The 19,337-nt window shown below is 44.5% G+C and carries 21 protein-coding genes and 1 pseudogene; all 22 read right to left on the bottom strand.

Annotated elements, in window-relative coordinates:
* Positions 1-83: 83 nt before the first annotated feature.
* Positions 84-464 (bottom strand): chorismate mutase, encoded by a 381-nt coding sequence (gene aroH, locus G4V62_RS01540; protein WP_165199000.1) that lies wholly within the window; start codon positions 462-464, stop codon positions 84-86.
* The gene (gene aroB / locus G4V62_RS01535; RefSeq protein WP_165198999.1) at positions 461-1,543 is read right to left on the bottom strand and encodes a 3-dehydroquinate synthase; all 1,083 of its coding nucleotides are present in this window, start codon (positions 1,541-1,543) and stop codon (positions 461-463) included. The genes aroH and aroB overlap by 4 nt, the downstream gene beginning before the upstream one ends.
* Positions 1,543-2,714 (bottom strand): annotated as a pseudogene (gene aroC, locus G4V62_RS01530) (chorismate synthase). Before aroC ends, aroB begins: the two are co-directional and overlap by 1 nt.
* A 70-nt stretch (positions 2,715-2,784) precedes the next feature.
* Positions 2,785-3,567 carry a CheR family methyltransferase gene (locus G4V62_RS01525; RefSeq protein WP_312855407.1) on the bottom strand — a complete coding sequence of 261 codons (783 nt, stop codon included), beginning with the start codon at positions 3,565-3,567 and terminating at the stop codon, positions 2,785-2,787.
* A 96-nt stretch (positions 3,568-3,663) separates the two neighbouring features.
* Complete coding sequence (gene ndk, locus G4V62_RS01520; RefSeq protein WP_165198997.1) at positions 3,664-4,113, bottom strand: nucleoside-diphosphate kinase; 450 nt, start codon at positions 4,111-4,113, stop codon at positions 3,664-3,666.
* A gap of 146 nt (positions 4,114-4,259) precedes the next feature.
* Complete coding sequence (gene hepT / locus G4V62_RS01515) at positions 4,260-5,222, bottom strand: heptaprenyl diphosphate synthase component II (RefSeq protein WP_165198996.1); 963 nt, start codon at positions 5,220-5,222, stop codon at positions 4,260-4,262.
* A 31-nt stretch (positions 5,223-5,253) separates the two neighbouring features.
* Complete coding sequence (locus G4V62_RS01510; protein ID WP_165198995.1) at positions 5,254-5,985, bottom strand: demethylmenaquinone methyltransferase; 732 nt, start codon at positions 5,983-5,985, stop codon at positions 5,254-5,256.
* A complete protein-coding gene (locus G4V62_RS01505; RefSeq protein WP_165198994.1) occupies positions 5,982-6,746 on the bottom strand; it encodes a heptaprenyl diphosphate synthase component 1 in 765 nt (254 codons plus the stop codon). The genes G4V62_RS01510 and G4V62_RS01505 overlap by 4 nt, the downstream gene beginning before the upstream one ends.
* A 108-nt stretch (positions 6,747-6,854) precedes the next feature.
* A complete protein-coding gene (gene mtrB, locus G4V62_RS01500; protein ID WP_212508616.1) occupies positions 6,855-7,085 on the bottom strand; it encodes a trp RNA-binding attenuation protein MtrB in 231 nt (76 codons plus the stop codon).
* A gap of 250 nt (positions 7,086-7,335) precedes the next feature.
* Positions 7,336-7,608 carry a non-specific DNA-binding protein Hbs gene (hbs, locus tag G4V62_RS01495; RefSeq protein ID WP_165198993.1) on the bottom strand — a complete coding sequence of 91 codons (273 nt, stop codon included), beginning with the start codon at positions 7,606-7,608 and terminating at the stop codon, positions 7,336-7,338.
* Between the two features lie 1,164 nt (positions 7,609-8,772).
* Positions 8,773-10,251, bottom strand: coding sequence for a stage IV sporulation protein A (gene spoIVA, locus G4V62_RS01490; protein WP_165198992.1), 1,479 nt, complete (start codon positions 10,249-10,251; stop codon positions 8,773-8,775).
* Positions 10,252-10,443: 192 nt separating this feature from the next.
* Complete coding sequence (locus G4V62_RS01485; protein WP_165198991.1) at positions 10,444-11,145, bottom strand: YphF family lipoprotein; 702 nt, start codon at positions 11,143-11,145, stop codon at positions 10,444-10,446.
* Between the two features lie 13 nt (positions 11,146-11,158).
* Positions 11,159-11,359, bottom strand: coding sequence for a DUF2768 domain-containing protein (locus G4V62_RS01480; RefSeq protein WP_165198990.1), 201 nt, complete (start codon positions 11,357-11,359; stop codon positions 11,159-11,161).
* 235 nt (positions 11,360-11,594) lie between these two features.
* Positions 11,595-12,620 (bottom strand): NAD(P)H-dependent glycerol-3-phosphate dehydrogenase, encoded by a 1,026-nt coding sequence (locus tag G4V62_RS01475; RefSeq protein WP_165198989.1) that lies wholly within the window; start codon positions 12,618-12,620, stop codon positions 11,595-11,597.
* Positions 12,621-12,639: 19 nt separating this feature from the next.
* Positions 12,640-13,962, bottom strand: coding sequence for a ribosome biogenesis GTPase Der (gene der / locus G4V62_RS01470; RefSeq protein ID WP_165198988.1), 1,323 nt, complete (start codon positions 13,960-13,962; stop codon positions 12,640-12,642).
* Between the two features lie 57 nt (positions 13,963-14,019).
* Entirely contained in the window at positions 14,020-14,637 is a 618-nt protein-coding gene (locus G4V62_RS01465; protein WP_165198987.1) for a YphA family membrane protein, read from the bottom strand.
* A 93-nt stretch (positions 14,638-14,730) separates the two neighbouring features.
* A complete protein-coding gene (gene fni / locus G4V62_RS01460) occupies positions 14,731-15,783 on the bottom strand; it encodes a type 2 isopentenyl-diphosphate Delta-isomerase (RefSeq protein ID WP_165198986.1) in 1,053 nt (350 codons plus the stop codon).
* Between the two features lie 10 nt (positions 15,784-15,793).
* Entirely contained in the window at positions 15,794-16,951 is a 1,158-nt protein-coding gene (rpsA, locus tag G4V62_RS01455) for a 30S ribosomal protein S1 (protein WP_165198985.1), read from the bottom strand.
* Positions 16,952-17,085: 134 nt separating this feature from the next.
* Complete coding sequence (locus G4V62_RS01450; protein ID WP_165198984.1) at positions 17,086-17,670, bottom strand: lysophospholipid acyltransferase family protein; 585 nt, start codon at positions 17,668-17,670, stop codon at positions 17,086-17,088.
* Positions 17,667-18,344, bottom strand: a complete 678-nt coding sequence (gene cmk / locus G4V62_RS01445; RefSeq protein ID WP_212508613.1) for a (d)CMP kinase — start codon at positions 18,342-18,344, stop codon at positions 17,667-17,669. The genes G4V62_RS01450 and cmk overlap by 4 nt, the downstream gene beginning before the upstream one ends.
* 53 nt (positions 18,345-18,397) lie before the next feature.
* Positions 18,398-18,631 carry a DUF5359 family protein gene (locus G4V62_RS01440; RefSeq protein WP_165198983.1) on the bottom strand — a complete coding sequence of 78 codons (234 nt, stop codon included), beginning with the start codon at positions 18,629-18,631 and terminating at the stop codon, positions 18,398-18,400.
* Positions 18,609-19,250 (bottom strand): flagellar brake protein, encoded by a 642-nt coding sequence (locus tag G4V62_RS01435; RefSeq protein WP_165198982.1) that lies wholly within the window; start codon positions 19,248-19,250, stop codon positions 18,609-18,611. The genes G4V62_RS01440 and G4V62_RS01435 overlap by 23 nt, the downstream gene beginning before the upstream one ends.
* Positions 19,251-19,337 lie beyond the last annotated feature (87 nt).

Genomic DNA, 19,337 nt, shown 5'->3' with positions numbered 1-19,337 from the left:
CTCAGCTTTTCTAAACTCACTCTACTCTCAACTCAACTGCTTATTAATCACTAATCTCATTTACTTAACTTGTATAGACTTTACTATACCTTTTTAGAATCTGTCAATGATAAATCCGGCCTAAGGACGACTGCCCCTTCAAGATAAATGTGCTCCACTTCTTTTTGCGACGCATTCGTGTTCACATGCATCATCACTCTGATACATTTTTCTAAGGCACCCGCAACCGTTGCTTCTGCCATACACATAATCGGAACGTACGTCCAGCCATCCAACCGCCTTAGTGCCTTTGCAGGGAATACAGCATCTAGGTCGTTCGTCATCGACACGTATACACTCGCAACATCTTCTGCTTCTACACCATTGGCCGTAACCATTTTGCGGAACAATGCTTCTGTCTTGACAAGAATGTCTTCGGCATTATTCGATTCTACCGTTGTCGCACCTCTAATTCCCCGAATCATGCCTGTTCCTCCCTTTGAAATGCTTTTAACTCTTCTATGATCATTTCATCATCGACAGAGCGCAGGCAAACCCGGCCAATTTCTTCTAGTAAGACCATATTGATTTGACCACTCGTTGATTTTTTATCTTTTTTCATTTTCTTAAGCATGTCGCAAACGTCAAGGTGAGGAGATAAACGCGGGAAACCGAGCCCGTCAAACCACTCTCGCCAATCCTTCTCTTGAACTTGTGTGCCGGTCAGCTTGCGACTCATTCGGAGGGCAAATCTCATTCCGATCGATACCGCATCTCCGTGTGACATTTCAAAGTTCGTCATTGATTCAAGCGCATGAGCCAACGTATGACCAAAATTCAAGTATGCGCGTACACCCGTCTCCGTTTCGTCTTGTGCAACGACATGCGCTTTCACACGAATCGCACGTTCAATCGTAAGAGCTAAGTCTGCGTCAGAACGAACAGCGTCCAGAGAAGGAAAAGCGTTTCTCAAATCATGATAAAGCGAGCTGTCGCCGATAATGCCATGTTTAATGACTTCAGCAAATCCTGAGCGCCATTCATGCTCCGGCAGTGTCTGTAATGTTTCTATATCGTAATACACGCCGTCAGGTTGATAAAAAGCGCCGACCATATTTTTTTCATGCTCGAGGTTGATCGCAACCTTTCCACCAACAGAGCTATCATGGGCAAGTAATGTCGTCGGAATTTGAATAAAGCCAACCCCACGCATATACGATGCGGCAGCAAATCCCGCTAAATCACCGATCATTCCTCCGCCAAGAGCAATCATACAAGACTTACGATCCAAGCCAACTGCTAGCGCCTTCTGTAAAATCTTTTCGTACTCACTAAATGACTTTGAGGCCTCTCCACTAGGGACAGCGTACAAATGAACAGGCACTATATTTTCAAGAGCCTTCATACAGTCATTGCTATAATATGCAACGACTGCTTCATCGGCGACGAGCAAAACGCGCGAATAATCTCCCTTGTTGATCCATTGACCGAGCTGATGCCGGAGACCTGCACCAACCCGGACAGGGTAATGATTTGAAGAGGCTTCAATCTGAATCGTTCTCATCAAAATCGCCTCGTTCGTTCTTTATGCTCTTTAAGCTGTCCCTGAATGACGTCTAAGCGATCGTGGCCGAATTGGTGCACGATTGCACTAGCAACTTCCCAAGCAACGGCTGCTTCAGCAACAACGCTCGCTGCCGGAACGGCACACGAATCTGAGCGTTCTACACTGGCAGAAAAAGGCTCTTTCGATTCGATATCAACGGATGCAAGTGGTTTGTATAACGTCGGGATCGGCTTCATTACGCCACGCACGACGATTGGCATTCCAGTCGTCATCCCGCCTTCAAAGCCTCCTAAATTATTTGAAGAGCGTGTGTAGCCAGAGGCTTCATCCCAATAAATTTCATCATGGACTTGACTGCCGAATCGGCGGGCAGCGTCAAAACCAATACCAAACTCAACACCTTTAAAGGCATTAATTGACAAGATCGCCTGGGCTAACTTTGCATCCAGCTTGCGATCGTATTGTACGTAGCTGCCAAGACCGGCTGGTACGCCTTCGACAATCACTTCAACGATACCACCGATGGAATCACCATTTTTCTTTGCATCGTCAATCGCTTGCATCATTCGTTTCTCTGCGTCACCGTCAAGCGTTCTAACAGGAGAGGCTTCCGTGATCTCCTTTAGATCAGAAAGCGATGTATAGGCTGTATTTTCAGCACGAATGCCGCCAATCTCCAATACATGACCGGCGACCGTAATGCCAAGCTCAGCTAACAGCTTACGGGCAACCGCACCAGCAGCAACGCGAACCGTTGTTTCACGAGCAGAAGAGCGCTCAAGGACATTACGTAAATCACGGTGACCATATTTCATGCCCCCAACGAGATCCGCGTGTCCAGGACGAGGCTTCGTCACCTTCCGGCGAACGTCCTCTCTCTCTTCATCTGAAATTGGATCCGCACCCATGATATCTGTCCAATGCTTCCAATCATTATTTTCTACAACGAGCGTAATTGGCGACCCGAGAGTTTGTCCATGACGTACGCCGCTTTTAATCATTGCTTGATCCTTTTCAATCTTCATACGGCGGCCGCGGCGTGACCCTTTTGCCTGCGTGCTAAATCGTCATTAATATCTTCAGCCGCCAATGGAACGAGCGACGGCATCCCTTCAATAATGGTTGTCAACTGAGGTCCATGTGACTCTCCCGCTGTTAAATACCTCATTTTGAACCGACCTCCTCTTCATCACTTTAAAGCATCTGTGCAAATCATAGCATATTTGCGCCGGTTTGTCCTATAATTTACGGTAAAAAAAATGACCTTCATGTTTGAAGCCATAGCGTTCAGGACGAAAAATCTGTTCTGTGCTACCGACAAACAACAGGCCACCCTTCGTCAACGCATCAGCAAAACGCTGGTAAACTCCGTCTTTCGCTTCTTCAGTGAAGTAAATACAAACATTTCGACAAATGATCAGATCTTGCTGGGATGGATATGAATCCTTTAACAAGTCATGTAAACGAAACTCTACTTGTGGTAGAGCTGACGTTGAAAGTTCCCAAAAATTTGCCGATTCAACGAAGTAAGCATCTAATTCTTCCTTTGGCACTTGTTTAATGACATGTGGTTTGTAAATCGCTTTCCGAGCAGCCGCAAGGACCGTTGCATCTACATCAGTCGCTAGAATATTCGCACGAATACGTTGTTTCTTCATAATCATCGCAATCGTATACGGCTCTTCACCGGTCGAGCAGGCTGCGCTCCAAATGCGAAGTGGTCTTTGCCGGTCTTTATACATTTCCGGCAAGATATGTTGCCCTAAATAATCCCAGCGCTCTTTATTTCGATAAAATTCGGAAACGTTAATCGTCATTTTTTCTAAAAATTGCTGCTTAATATCCTCATCTTGCACCATTGCAACTGCTAAAGCGTCAAAGCTGTCAAAACCTAGCTTATCACGAAGCGTTTTAAATCTTCGTTTCATCTGTTTTTCCTTATAAAGGTTTAAATCAATGCCAGTTGCTTTCTTATAATGTTCGATAAACGCTTTGTAGTCTTTTTCTTCTAGGCTATTCACCGTAGCTCTCTCCTCTTCTTCCCCAAAAACATTCATTATGTCGTTAATTACCTTGAAAAGCCGACCTGTTATCTCAGGTCGGCTGTTCGGCTACCGTCATTCCACAAGCCATTGATCAATTGTTTTGTTATATTCTACTAACTCATCCGCTGAGAAAAACAGACCCATTTCGCGCTCAGCGCTTTCAGGCGAATCTGCTCCATGAATGACATTTCGCGGAACGACAACACCAAAATCTCCACGGATCGTGCCAAGTGGTGCTTTAGCTGGGTTAGTCGCGCCAATAAGATGGCGAGCGGTTTCAACGACTCCTTCACCTTGCCAGACCATTGCAAATACTGGCCCAGAAGTAATAAAGTCGACGAGGTCTGTAAAGAATGGCTTGTCTACATGTTCTTTATAATGTTCCTTAGCAAGCTCTTCAGAAACTGACATCAATTTTCCACCAACAAGCTGAAAGCCCTTTCTTTCAAACCTATGTACGATTTCTCCAATCAAGTTTCTCTGAACCCCATCCGGCTTGACCATAACAAACGTTTTTTCCATATATGTACTCTCCTTCGTCCTTCTGGAAATAAACACTTCATATTGTATAGTCTACTAAAAAGAGTCTAAAAGTTCAATGACAGTCAAAGCTAAGACCAAAAGTGAGACCTTTAGCTTTACTGTCAAAAATAAGGATAAAAATGAAGTTAATATCTGCGACGACCAATATACTCGGCGATGTCTTTAAGTGTTTTTTTAGCTCGGGTATTCGGTAGCACCTCGAGTGACGTAAGCGCCTTTTGCAAATACCGATCACTTAACTGCTCACTATAACGGATGCCACCTGATTGTAATACGACATTGACAGCCTGGTTCACACTTTCACTCGTATGTTGAGCAATCAAATGTCGTAAGTGCTGTTTTACCTCTGGATTCTGTATGGCATATAACACTGGCAAAGTAATATTTCCTTGCGCTAAATCACTGCCAGCAGGTTTGCCGAGCTGTTTTTCGGTTCCGGTAAAGTCAAGCACATCATCGGTAATCTGATAGGCCATGCCAACATTGTAACCGAATCGATACAGCGCACGCACAGCATCTATAGGCGCATCGTTTGCCAGTGCACCTAGTTGACAGCTCGCCGCGATTAAGAGCGCCGTCTTCCGACGAATGCGTCGTAAATAGACTCTCATTGATTGCTCCCAATCAAACTTTTCCCTCACCTGTTCTAGCTCGCCTTTACACACTTCAACAATTGTATAAGCCAGACGCTGATGGGCTTGTACAGACTCAATTTCTGTCATCAGCTCAAGCGATTTAGCAAAAATATAATCGCCTGTGTACATTGCGATTCGGTTATCCCATTTCGATTTGACCGTTTCTTGACCTCGACGAAGCTTTGCATCATCGACGACGTCGTCATGAACGAGCGAAGCCATATGAATCATTTCGAGTGATACAGCTACCTTTTCAGAGATACTGCGATCATATGACCCGAAACGACCTGACAACAACACAAAGATCGGACGGATTCGTTTACCACCGGCCTTTAACAATTGGGTCGACGCTTCTTGCAACGTTTCTTCAGAAGAAAAAACGGTTTTTTCCAGCGTCTTTTCAATTGTTTTTAATTCGCTATCTAGGTGTGCATAAATCGTTCGTAATTTCATGGACTTGACTCACCTTTATCTTCAAATCGGTTTAAGGCTGCGACTTCTGTGGTTTACTTGCCAAATGCATGGCTGCCACACCGCCTGTAAAGCTTTTAATCTCTTTCATTTCTAGGCCAACACTCGAAAATAAGTGAGCGAGCTCATCCTTTCCAGGAAAATCTCGCGCTGATTCCTGCAACCATGCATATTCGTCATAGCTTTTCGCCAACCATTTCCCAAGCCTTGGCATAATCGTTCGAAAATAGAGGTGGTAGCCTTGCTTAAAGACCGGCATCGTCGGTTGTGAGGTTTCTAAACAAACCACTTTTCCTCCCGGCTTGGCCACTCTTGCCATCTCAGCTAACGCAGCCTTATAATCAGGAACATTTCGCAAGCCAAAGCCAATGGTCACGTAATCAAACGTATGATCTTCAAAAGGGAGCTCCATTGCATTTCCTTGAACCCACGTAATTGGCGCTTGATTGGGCAATGGCTCTTTTTCCTTAGCTACTTGAAGCATGTTACCGCTAAAATCAAGACCGTAGACAGCCCCTTCTGCACCTGCCTGTTCTGCTAAAGCGAACGTCCAGTCACCTGTTCCGCAACATACGTCAAGCGCTTTTGCTCCTTCATGAACGTTCATTTGCTTCATTGTGTATTTTCGCCACGATTTATGTTTATTAAATGAGATCACTGAATTCATTCGGTCGTACTGACTCGAGATTTTCTCGAATACACCGTGAACCTTTTCTTCTTTCGATTGTCTGTTCAAATGATTCATGATAAACCTTCCTCTATGTACCGCTGTTGCTGTTCATGCGGCTGGGAAATCAGGTCATGAACACGCTCTCGTACTTCTTCATGAACCCCGCTTAACGCTTTTTCTAAACGGCCTTGAATTTTTTCAATAGCGCGGTCAAGAAAACGGCCTTCTCCACCTGGGTTTTGTTCAAATAAAAAAGCAAAAGGTGACGCGTGCTCGTTTTTCTGCCGTGTTTTTATGAGGCGCTTCAACAGAAAAAAGTCTTCTGCAATCATTTTCAGTGAAGGCGTTTGTAAAAACTCAGCAACACTTCCAAGAATGGACGTCTCAATGTGTACTATCACGTCTAATACTTGCTCAACAGTTTGAGACGTTTCCTCGTACAGCTTCACCTTAGCTTCATTAATGACTTTGACACCCTGCGATACAGCACGAATAAAGTTTATGTCCCCGGTGTAGGACAGTAACCGATAATACATGCCGCTATAAAAATCTCCCGCGAGAACAGTCATTTGCTGTTGTTCTCGATCATTGTTTGATATCTCTTTTGATTGAGGACGTACAAATTCATGCGTATCCATGGCTAACTGTACGAGCATGACCGGTACAATGTATGTACGTGTATCTTCTTCTGTAAAATTCGCTTCCTTCATCATTGCATACAAAAAAAGCATGCGGTCCTCATCAATTTCGGGAACAGGCACTGCATGGCGAAGCGCAGGGTGATCGAGCCTTTTATTCATTCGTTTTCGAAGTTCATTCAATGTTTCTCTACACATACGCAAAAATCCTCACCCTTGTCTGTCTGCCGACTTTTCTCTTCGTCTGCCGTTATTGTAACACATATAGTCACCTGGTCACTGCGAAAATGATTCAGATCATCGTGCTTATTTTTCCTGTTCTCCACCATGAACTTCTCCAAAGCTCGTTTTAATGAGTGCTTTCCCTCTTACTTTAATTGCAGAAGTGTGCTCCGTAAACTGAGCAATCATAACCTCACCATCATCAAGCTTTTCAGAATGGTGAAATCGTGTATTTGTCCCACGAGTCAACCCGATGACGTTAACGCCATCTTCCTCTGCTTTAATTACGATAAACTCACTATTTTTGTCATTCATTATCAATTGCCTCCTTATCGATCGACTGACGGGTGCCAAAATGAAGGAACACAACCTCCGAAGAATATCCAGATGCGATCGATCGTGTTACGCCGATATTATAGAAATTCTAGCACAATGCCGGTGCCATCGTAAAGAAAACGGAGCATATGGATCATCTTATCGGGCATTACACGTCAAAACAATCGCCTTATCGAAAAAAGAGTCACAAACACACGGTTTGCGACTCTTTTTATGCCCTATCTATGTATTACTTCACAGCATCTTTAAGGGCTTTACCAGGCTTGAAGGCCGGCACCTTACTTGCAGGAATTTCGATTTCTTCACCCGTTTGCGGATTGCGACCTTTACGTGCAGCACGCTCACGAACTTCGAAATTTCCAAAACCGATTAACTGTACTTTATCTCCGTCTTTTAAAGCATCGCTGATGCTTTCAAATACTGCGTCGACCGCTTGAGTTGCTTCCTTTTTGGAAAGTTCTGCGGATTCGCTGACAGCATTGATGAGATCTGTTTTGTTCATGCCAATCACCTCCTCCCAAAAAGATCAAAAACAGGTTCATTTTACTTTACTGTTTTTTAGTCAAAAATAGCCTTTCATTCAGGCCAGCCTTGAGACTGACAGCCTTATATTAAACGATCACATCCGAGAATTCAATCATTTTACGCTGTTTTTTCGGGATTCACGCGGAAAAAAGTTGATACGGACTTAAATTCCAGTCATATTACGAAAATAGATACAATTTATGACGAAGACAGTTGAAAATCCTTCATCCTCCTTCGTTTGACAGATCACTTTCTGCAAGCTGACATCTCCAGTGTAGACAAAACCGCTTATTTATAATACTTTGCATACAACTTTTTTCGGAAAACTGACTTAATCATACGATATAGGTGAACAGAAGCTCACTTCTCAAGAGACAGGCAACGGATACGAGCGTAGACCCCTTATCTTACTAAAAGAGCGCAGATAAAGTCATTTTTGACGTCATCTACACCCTTTAGCATCAACGCATTCAGTTTATCGCCTAAAATCGAGTAGAAGGGAAAGTTGAATCACTTTCCGCCCCTCTCACCACCACCGTACGTACGGTTCCGTATACGGCGGTTCAATTTATATCGCAGTGTGTACTTTTAGATAGTAATCTAAGGCAAAGGGGATACCCCTCTGTCTTAGGCGTTTATTGAGTATCCTTTGAGATACGCTCATACTTTCCTCATTAACACATTCTGAAGTTTATCTTTCGTGCATTCTTGGCGTAGAAACACTATAAATTGTTCAGCCCTTCGTGATCAGTCTCACTACTATGGCTTCGGCTGACTTCTCACGGTAAACCTTTTTCGAACCAGCTTTCTTGTTAGGGGACTCCTTAGCTGTCCGTGAGACCTCCCAGGGTAAGACAACGATCTTTCCTCTTTTACTCGCCTGATTTACTCCATAAAGTTACGCACATCTTTTGGACTTTGACTTGTCTTGGAGCCTCATCCTTTTATAGAGCCTTCGTATCAGATTTCTGTTCGTCGAGCCAAGATTTTATTCCACGCTTCCTTCAGCCCTTACCTCACAGTAAGTACCTTGCGCTTCCTTAGTGGTTGGTTGATGTGTACCCCCACAGTGGACTTTCACCACCTAGATCGTCACCATGCCTGGCGCACAAGAAAAACGCCCTGTGGCAGGCGTACAAAATTAAAGAATAATCGCGATCAAGCCTCCAGAGCCTTCGTTAATAATACGCTCTAATGTTTCTTTAAGTTTATATCGCGCATTTTCTGGCATCAATGAGAGCTTTGCTTGGATCCCTTCACGAACGATCGAACTTAACGAACGTCCGAAAATATCCGAATTCCAAATGGACAATGGATCATCCTCAAAGTCTTGCATTAAATACCTTACCAACTCTTCGCTCTGTTTTTCGGTGCCTATAATTGGGGCGAATTCAGATTCTACATCGACCTTAATCATATGAATTGATGGTGCAACTGCCTTTAAACGCACCCCGAAACGAGGTCCTTGACGAATGATTTCTGGTTCTTCAAGACTCATATCTGTCAGTGCCGGAGCTGCTACGCCATACCCCGTTTGCTTGACCATTCTTAATGCATCAGATACTTGATCGTATTCCGTTTTGGCATGTGCAAAGTTTTGCATCAACTCGAGCAGATGGTCTTTACCGCGAATTTGCACACCGACTACCTCTTGTAAAATACGGTCGTAGAGATCATCTGGTGCATATAAGTCAATTTCCGCGATCCCTTGCCCCATTTCGATGCCGGCTAAATTAGCCTGATCAATAAATTCATAGTCGCTAAATTGTCCCACAACACGATCAACATCGCGTAGGCGCTTAATATCTTTTACCGTATCGCGGACCGCTGCTTGGTAGCTCTCTCGCAGCCAGTGATCTTCTTTCAACACCATGACCCAGCTTGGCAAATTGACATTGACTTCAAGCACTGGGAACTCATACAACGCTTCTCTAAGCACACTATATGCATCTTGCTCTCGCATGCTTTCGACACTCATTGCTAATACAGGAATATCGTAGTGTTCTTCGAGTGACATTCTTAATTCTTCCGTATCTGGGTGATGAGGCTGAGCAGAATTGATGACCATAATAAATGGTTTACCAACTTCTTTAAGCTCTGAGATGACCCGCTCTTCCGCCTCAATAAAATCGCGACGATCGATCTCGCCGATCGTGCCATCAGACGTAACGACGACCCCAATCGTAGAGTGCTCTTGAATCACTTTGCGCGTTCCTATTTCAGCAGCCTCTGTGAACGGAATTGGATCCTCGTACCAAGGCGTATGAATCATACGTGGCCCATTCTCATCTTCGTACCCTTTTGCGCCTTTGACGGCGTATCCAACACAGTCAACGAGGCGAACGTTGACATCAAGACCTTCATCAACTTGAATTGAAACGGCTTGATTCGGTATAAACTTTGGCTCAGTCGTCATAATCGTCCGCCCTGCTGCACTTTGTGGCAGCTCGTCCTGAGCTCTTGCTTGATCGGATTCGTTTTCAATGTTTGGCAGCACAGCCAATTCCATAAACTTCTTAATAAAAGTAGACTTGCCTGTGCGAACGGCTCCGACTACGCCAAGGTACACATCACCGCCGGTGCGCTCTGCGATGTCCTTGAAGATATCAACTCTTTCCATTGCTTCCCCTCCCGCATATACTTGTGACCATCCATTTTTCGTAAAGGCACCCTTCACCCCATAACTCAATGTATGAGCATCGCCATAAAAAATATGACTACGTTTGGACGATCGTTGAATGATTGCGAGTCCCTCTACATAAAACAACCTCCGTCATCACATCGTATGATTCGGAGGTTGAATGCATGCCTTTTATTCTTTTTGCGCAACAATTGTTTCATCTTCCATCGCATACGGAACTGAGAAAGCAGGAACAATCGGATGGTCTGTAACCAATACCTCTCGCAAATCTCCCGCTGGCTCCTCCGCTCCTTCTTCCAACGCCATAAAAATATCAGGAGCATAATCGACATATAGATTTCCCGAAGCGTCAAACACAATCGGTAGCGTCGTTTGAGAATATGGACTTTCTACATACGGCGGCTCATCTAAGCCCATTTTCTCATAATCTATTTCTAACAGGCCATTTTCTTTCACCCTGGCTACAGGCAAATAATTTGAACGCTGCATGTAACTGTTTAATTGTAGTCGTAAACTACGCATTTCTTCTGCATGCCGTAAATCAATCAGCTTAACCTTAGGTGCCTCATCGGGATCAACGAGCACATACTGATAATGTCCTCCCGCTTCATACGCATTAGAGGGAACTTCACTTAAAAACCCGTTTAAAAGCCTTCTAAAATCAATCGTATATTTTTCATAGACGGACGTATCTTCTTCACTATTTTTAATCGGAAAAACGCCTGTTTGCTCCTGAAAGCGGTCAACAGCATTTTGGACAAACATGATCTGTTCATCTGGCGGAGCCGAAGAACCATAGTCACGAGGATACATACACCCCGACAGGAATAAGAGGCTCACCGTCAGAACGACTACCATCTGTCTTCGTATCATTTTCATCCACCCCTTACGAATCAACCGGTCCTGAAAAAACGACAAAAACAATCAGAAGACCTGCAAAAACCATGCATATGTATGCAATCACCGCAGTAAAGCTTTTAAAAAACCCTTGTAATTTAAAGCGGCTTGCCAAAATAAACACAACAGCTAAAAACATCAGTCCGATTGCTCCAAGTGCAATCCACATTTTTATAAGCCCAACAGACATGACTTCCCCTCCTTTAAACACGTCCCATTATATCACAGGCAAAATGACTTTCGCCTTGATTTACTATAAAGTGAATAAAAAAGCGGCGAGGCCTCCCCCGCCGTTACAACTTTCCCTTGAACGCCACAAGCCCCTAGCCGTTTTAGTTTTACAGGCTTTCATTCACCTATTCAACCCTAGGGGCTTTCCTTTAACGTATGCGTTAACAGCTAAAAATGAGCGCGCTACTGCCTATTTAAAAAGGTTCTTCACCGAACAACTCCATTTCTCTCCGGCGGTCTCTACTCATCAACTCATCTACAGCGACCTTTGCTTCCTTCTCCTTAAACCAAACATCATAAATGGCACGAGTAATCGGCATATCTACGTCACGCTCACTGGCTAACTGGTAGACCGCTTCAGTCGTTCGAACACCTTCAACAACCATCTTCATTTGACTAAGCGTTTCCTCTGGTGAGTGACCACTTCCTAAAAGATAGCCCGCCTTCCAATTACGACTATGCACACTCGTACATGTGGCAATGAGATCACCCATGCCAGTCAAGCCAGAGAACGTTAAAGGATTTCCACCAAGACGACTGCCAAGGCGAGAGATTTCCGCTAATCCCCTCGTAATTAAAGCCGCTTTTGCGTTGTCGCCATACCCTAAACCATCAGAAATGCCAGCACCGAGCGCAATGATATTTTTTAACGCGCCGCCAAGCTCGACACCGACAAAATCAGCATTCGTATACACACGAAAAACATCGTTCATAAATAAATCTTGTACGAACGTTGACGTTTCCATACGAGCAGCAGCAATAACAACGGTCGTCGGCTTTCGTTCACACACTTCTTCAGCATGACTTGGTCCGGATAAAACAGCAACGTCTTTTCGAAAATGATCAGGAATTTCTGCACGGACAATTTCTGACGGCCTTAGATAAGTTCCCGGCTCGATCCCTTTTAGTGCATGGACCCAACATAGTTCTTTCGTTAAGGCGGGGATCATTTGCCTTAACACCTCACGGAGTGCCTTTGTCGGGATAGCGAGGATGCATGTATGCACGTCCTCTAAAACGGTTTCGAGTGATGTCGTCGCTTGAATCGATTCAGGTAGCTTAACACCTTGTAAATATTGCTCATTTTGCTGACGTTCATTTATATCGTTCGCGAGATCTTCACGATGTGTCCACAACGATACACTGTGCCCATTATCAGCAAGAACCATTGACAAGGCAGTGCCCCAGCTTCCGGCGCCAATAACTGCGATTCGTGCCACCTTCATTCCTCCTTTTACTTTACCGCTCTTTTTTTCGCATGCGCGGGTAAATGTTAATCGGTGTTCCGGTAAAATCAAATGCCTCACGAATTTTATTTTCTAAGAAACGCTGATAAGTAAAATGAAGTAGCTCAGGGTCGTTCACAAACAGCACGAAGGTCGGTGGCTTTACACTCACTTGAGTGGCATAGAGCACCTTTAATCGTCGACCTTTGTCAGTTGGCGGAGGATTGACGGCCACTGCATCGGAAATGACGTCATTTAGTACGTTTGTCTGGACGCGCATCGCGTGATTATCAGCTGCTAATCGGATGGCAGGAAGAAGGGTATGCATCCGTTTTGTCGTCAGTGCTGATAAAAAAACAATCGGTGCATAAGCTAAAAAGGGAAAATGAGCACGAACGTTCTTAGAGAAGCTCTGCATCGTTCTTTCATCTTTTTCAACAGCATCCCATTTGTTAACCGCAATGACAACCGCCCGTCCACCTTGATGGGCATAACCAGCAATCTTTTTATCCTGCTCAATAATCCCTTCCTCACCATTTAAGACGATGACACAAACATCCGATCGTTCAATCGCCTTTTGTGCCCGTAGAACGCTGTATTTTTCCGTTTTTTCGTAAACCTTCCCACGTTTACGCATACCGGCTGTGTCCATAATGACATACGATTGCTGATCATGCTCAAATGGTGTATCTGTCGCATCGCGTGTCGTACCAGGAATATCTGATACGATCGCTCTTTCTTCACCAAGAATGGCATTGACGAGCGAGGATTTCCCGACATTCGGTCGACCAATAAATGAAAAACGAATGGCTTCAGGATCTTCATCCTCTTCCGTTGTCAGCGAACCAAAAGCTTCCACGACAGCATCCAGTAAATCACCTAATCCACTTCCATGCGCTCCTGAAACCGGATAAGGCTCCCCAAAGCCTAGCGCATAATAGTCGTAAATATCTTCGCGCATTTGTGGATTATCCATTTTGTTGACCACAAGAAGCACGGGCTTTCCACTTCGATATAAGCGTTCGGCAACCGTTTGATCTGCTGCAGTAACGCCTTCCTGCCCATTGACCATAAATAAAATCACATCTGCTTCGTCCATAGCGATTTCTGCTTGCTCACGGACACGGGCAAGCAAGGGTTCATCCCGTAAATCGATCCCGCCTGTATCGATGACATGAAAATCAGTGCCAATCCACTCTGATGTGCCGTATATACGGTCTCTCGTTACGCCTGGTGTATCTTCAACGATCGACAACCTTTGACCTATCAAGCGATTAAATATCGTTGATTTCCCGACATTCGGTCGACCAACAATCGCTAAAACGGGTTTACTCATGCGTTTCCCACCTTTCTTTTTTTACAATCTTTTAGTCACACTTCTATCAAAGACAGTCTAGACACGCCCGGTCCACCCTTGTTTTTGCAACACTTTCGCTTCTAACTTTCGAATGCCTGCTTTCATGAAGTGCCATCCACCATGCAATAATAAAACGACGACAAGTATATCAGCCTGTATCATTGTACCAAGCATATAAGACATGTTCACTTTTTTTAATACAAGCATGACGAGAAAGGCTCCTTGCACCATCCCACCAGCAATATACGACAATCGATCAATTGTACGCTTCGCCAAAAGGAGTGTCAGAAAAAAAAGAATGGATCCGACCAACCATTGTTTATCGAGTACTGTCCATACAGGATCATATAATAAAAACAACTCAAAAAATGCGAAACAAAAAGCACACGTAAGCATTGAAAAAAACCGGCGCAGAAGCGAGCCCCCAGCATTGTTAAAAATGTGCCAAAACCCGAGCCAGCCAACAAAGACAAAGCCTGCATTGACTTGGTTTTCATAAAAGAAGGGAACTTCAAGCGCAGACAAAATAATCGCACTTAAAACACTAGCAGCGACTCGGGTTCTCCGAGCCGAGCGTTCTGCAAAAAATGTCATGTATAACCATACGAGCCACGCAAGCCATAATAAGCCGAAGGAGGGCCACAATTTAATCACCTCTAGCCTCCATTATGACTCATTAGGACGCATTTCAATCACAAAGCACGTGAAAAACCAAGCGTTGCTGTAAAAAGCATACACCGCTTGGCTTTACTTCGGTTGAGCGAACTCGCTCGTATATAATCCACGCTCCGTCAGCCAATGATGTACATATCCAGATACGAGTATAGGAGCACTAGACAACTGCTGAGGCTTCGTCACACCAAGCGCTGTCATGATGGTGATCATGTCATTGTGCCAATCAACCAGCAACTGCTCAAGCGCTTCTTCCCCTTCAGACATAAACGTCCTTAACGCTATACCAGCCACACCAACTGCTGAGGCGCCTAAAGCGAGCGCCTTCACCACATCTAAAGGCGACGTAATCCCGCCAGACCCTAACACTGGAACCTGCAGATGTCGTAAGCGAAGCTCAGCCAACGCGCAAGTCGTCGGGATGCCCCACTCATTAAAAAAGTCCATCGAACGAGTGCGACGGTCATTCTCAATTCTTGAAAAGTTTGTGCCCCCGAAACCAGCGACATCCACTGCCGCTACACCAATTGACTGTAAGCTTCGAGCGGTTTCATAGCTCATCCCAAAACCAACTTCCTTAACGATCACTGGCACATTAATCGCTTGTACAATCTGTTCTAGACGGGCTAAAACCGTTGAAAACGAGCGATCTCCTTCAGGCATGACAAGCTCTTGAATCACATTTAAGTGAATTTGCAGTGCATCTGCGGCAATGATATCAACGGCCTCTTTTGCTTGCTCAGCAGTGGCATCCATCCCAAGATTTGCAAACAAAATACCGTCTGGATTCTCTTCTCTGACGACCTCGTATGTATATCTTTGGGCTTGATCTTTGACAGCAGCCATTTGAGAACCGACAGCCATCGCCACGCCTGTTTTTCTCGCCACGCGGGCAATGCCTTGATTAATCAGAAACGTTTCTTCTCCACCGCCACCTGTCATCGCATTGATAAAAATAGGCGAACTTAATGTAAGTTCGCCTATTCCAGATTGCAGTGAAACGTCTCGCAAATCACACTCAGGCAGACTTTGGTGGATAAAAGTGACATGCTCAAAACCAGCTCCGCCTGTCTCCTTTTCTACCATAGCTCCTTGAATATGATCCAGTTTTCTTTGTGCGCGTTTCACAACATCACCATTATTTAAATTTTTTCAAAGCGTCGCCAAACAAGTCGCCAAGCTTCACACCGGAACCATCTTCTTCCTCATAAGAAGGAGTTACAGCGTGGTGTTCTTCTTGAGCAGACTCTTCAAGCAGGTCGCGAATGCTTAATGATACCCGGTGCTCATCCGGGTTCACTTCTAGCACTTTCACGCGAACTTCCTGTCCTTCTTCTAACACCTCATGAGGCGTACCAATATGGCGGTTCGAGATCTGTGAAATATGAACGAGACCTTCAACACCAGGCAAGATTTCTACGAACGCACCGAAAGAAACAAGGCGCTTTACAGTACCGTCAAGCTCATCGCCAGCTTGAACTTTATTTGCAACTTCTTCCCATGGACCAGGAAGTGTTTCTTTAATGGACAGAGAAATGCGCTCATTGTCGTGATCAACAGAAAGCACTTTCACTTGTACTTCTTGACCTTCCTCAACAACATCAGATGGCTTTTCAACATGATGGTGAGCCAATTGTGAAATATGAACTAGGCCGTCAATGCCACCGATGTCTACAAACGCACCAAAATCAGTCAAACGCTGAACTGTACCAGGCAACACTTGTCCTGCTTCTAATGAAGCAAGCGTATCACCTTTTTTCTGTTGAATTTCCTCATCAACAACAGCACGGTGTGACAGAATGACACGATTTTTGTCTCGGTCAAGCTCAAGCACTTTTAGTGTCAAAGTACGACCTTTATAGTCGTCAAAGTTTTCTACATAGTGACGCTCGACTAGAGAAGCTGGGATGAAGCCACGGACGCCTAAATCTACGACGAGTCCACCTTTAACAACTTCTTTCACTTCCGCTTCGAAAGTCACGTTGTTTTCAAATTTTTGCTCTAGGTCTTCCCATGCTTTTTCTTCATCCACTGCTTGCTTGGACAAGATTAATTCATCGTCATCAATTTTGATCACTTTTAACTCTAACTCTTCACCGGTTTCTACAACATCTGCAGGTGACTCGACGTGCAAACTGGATAATGATTTAATAGGTACAATCCCATCCACTTTATATCCTACGTCTACGAGAACTTGCTTATCTTCGATTTTAGTGACAGTACCCTTCACTAAATCGCCCGCAGAAAAAGATTTGATTTCGGACATTTCTTGCTCTTGGTTTACTTCATCAACCATGTAAACAACCTCCTTGAATCCCAACAAACTACGTATTCCACAAAAGAAAGGTAGAACAAATCATATCTTCCTTTGGTGCTACGAAAGTTCTTTTCTCTAACTTCTTATAAATACTTCAGTTTGTCAAGTCATTATTACTTGTACTGTTCTATTAAAGCAGAGATTTCGCTCATAATCAACTCAGTTGCCTGTTTTGATGACGCTTTTTCTTTACGAAGAGTCTCGAATGGGATCGGCGGTCCAAAAGCGACTTTCACTTTTTGAAAAGGTTGATAATCACCGATAACCGCACTTGGCACAATCGCAGCGTTAGATCGCAGTGCAAAAAAACCCGCACCACTCATCCCTTCGCCAAGCTCGCCTGTTTTACTTCGTGTTCCTTCAGGAAACATTCCGTATACATCCCCATCATTTAACACTTGAAGGCCTTTGCGTAACGCTTGCTTATCAGAAGCACCGCGACGGACAGGAATGACACCGAGCTGATTCATCAGCCACTTTAGAGGAGGCGCCTTGAAAAGCTCGTCTTTCGCCATATAGCGCACTTTTCGCGGACAGGCAACGCCTAAAAGGACAGGATCATAATTCGACCTATGATTGCAACATAAAAGAACACCGCCCGTCTTAGGGATATGCTCCTCACCAATAACTTCAAATTTAAATAAAGCTTTTGAAAAGCCTGCGCAAAGTGTTTTACCGACCGTGTATGTTTTGGTCATGACGCCACCTTCTGCTTTACGACTTGAACAATACGCGCTACAACATCGTCTAAAGGCATTGCCGTCGTATCGACTTCAATCGCGTCAGATGCTTTTTTTAATGGTGCAACCTTTCGTTCCATATCCTGCTTGTCTCTTTTACGGATGTCCTCCAACAGAAGTGCTAAATCAGCGTCTTGCCCTTTGCTCTGATATTCCTTCCATCGTCTCTCTGCTCGTTCCTCTGGCGAAGCAACTAAAAAGATTTTCACATCTGCATTAGGCAGTACATTTGTACCAATATCTCGACCATCCATAACGACTGCCCTTTGCGCAGCCATTTCGCGTTGGAGTGCCACTAAATGATGGCGGACGGGTGGATGCACAGCAACAGCAGAAGCATACAGCCCCATCTCCTTCGTACGAATCGCCTCTGTCACGTCTTCTTGACCGACAAACACGCGCTGAGCTTTCCCTTTTCTCTGGAAATCCATCGCAAATGAAGGTAACAGCTCTCTTGTTTCTTTTTCACTCGCAGGGTCGACGCCATTTTGCACTGCATACCATGCAAATGCCCGGTACATCGCTCCTGTATCTATGTATAGATAATTAAAATAGCCAGCCACTTTTTTGGCCACGGTGCTCTTGCCTGCTGCAGCCGGGCCGTCAATGGCAACGGCAATACTCTCTTGCATACATTCTCTCCCTAACTTTTTTCCTTATCATACCACAGCGTGCCTTTCCTGGTCTAACGACGTGTCGTTTTTTCTTGTTCATCAATCTGTTCAACACCTTCATATTTGGTGAGCCGCGTTACACTTTCGCCGCCAGCGGACAGATTGACGTATTGAGCAATGCAAAGAAACAAAAAGTGCCATAAAGTGAGAATAAGAATGATCCGCTCTACTCTTTTCATCACTTGCTCCTTTTTTAGATAACGTGCCTCATTTGAATCTTTTTTATGCTCTCGCTTTTCGCGCATGTTCAAACATCGTATAACGAACGAGCTTTTTGCGATCCTGCTCGCTAATATCTAAAAATTCGCCGCCCCAACGTTCATTTCCACCCTCTACTTGAGTGTGCCGGAGTGGATTAAACAATGTTTTAATTAATGTAGGCTTTTCTTCCTTTTTAAGCGGGAGGGAAATATACAGTAACACTTGCTGTTCACGGACGAGCTCAGTACCGCGCGGCATCCAAATAGATACGCCTCCTCCGCTCACATCATATGTCGTCGTAACAAACGGCTCAAGATCATCTTCTTCCATCCCATAGACTGCGACATTAAGCTTGGCTTCGACACGCAAAAAATTGCGTCGTTGAATGCGGTGGATATGCTCAGGCGCAGGCTTACGAAATCCAGCCATCCATACGTTTCCTTCCTTTCGCACCGCAGTATGCTCAGCTGTAAACGTTTGTAGCGCACCACTATATTCCCGAAAAGAAAGAATGCACGTTTTTTCTTCAACGTACTTCATTAATTCTTTGTCAATCATAATCCAAATATTTTCTTGATCTTCATCGACAACTGCACCGACATACTCCTTTTTTTCCAAACCTTGAAGGCGCAGCCACATCTTTGTACCTAATTCGATGGTCATAACCCCCTTTTTTTCATTATGCCCGAAGCCGTTAAAAAAAGGAAGTCATTTAAACCTCTCCGCTAAGTAAACTTTATTTCAGCTCGT

The organism is Litoribacterium kuwaitense (genome assembly GCF_011058155.1).
Lineage (GTDB): Bacteria > Bacillota > Bacilli > Bacillales > DSM-28697 > Litoribacterium > Litoribacterium kuwaitense.
The sequence above is the reverse complement of the archived record's forward strand: the minus strand, read 5'-3'. Positions and strand labels throughout refer to the sequence as shown.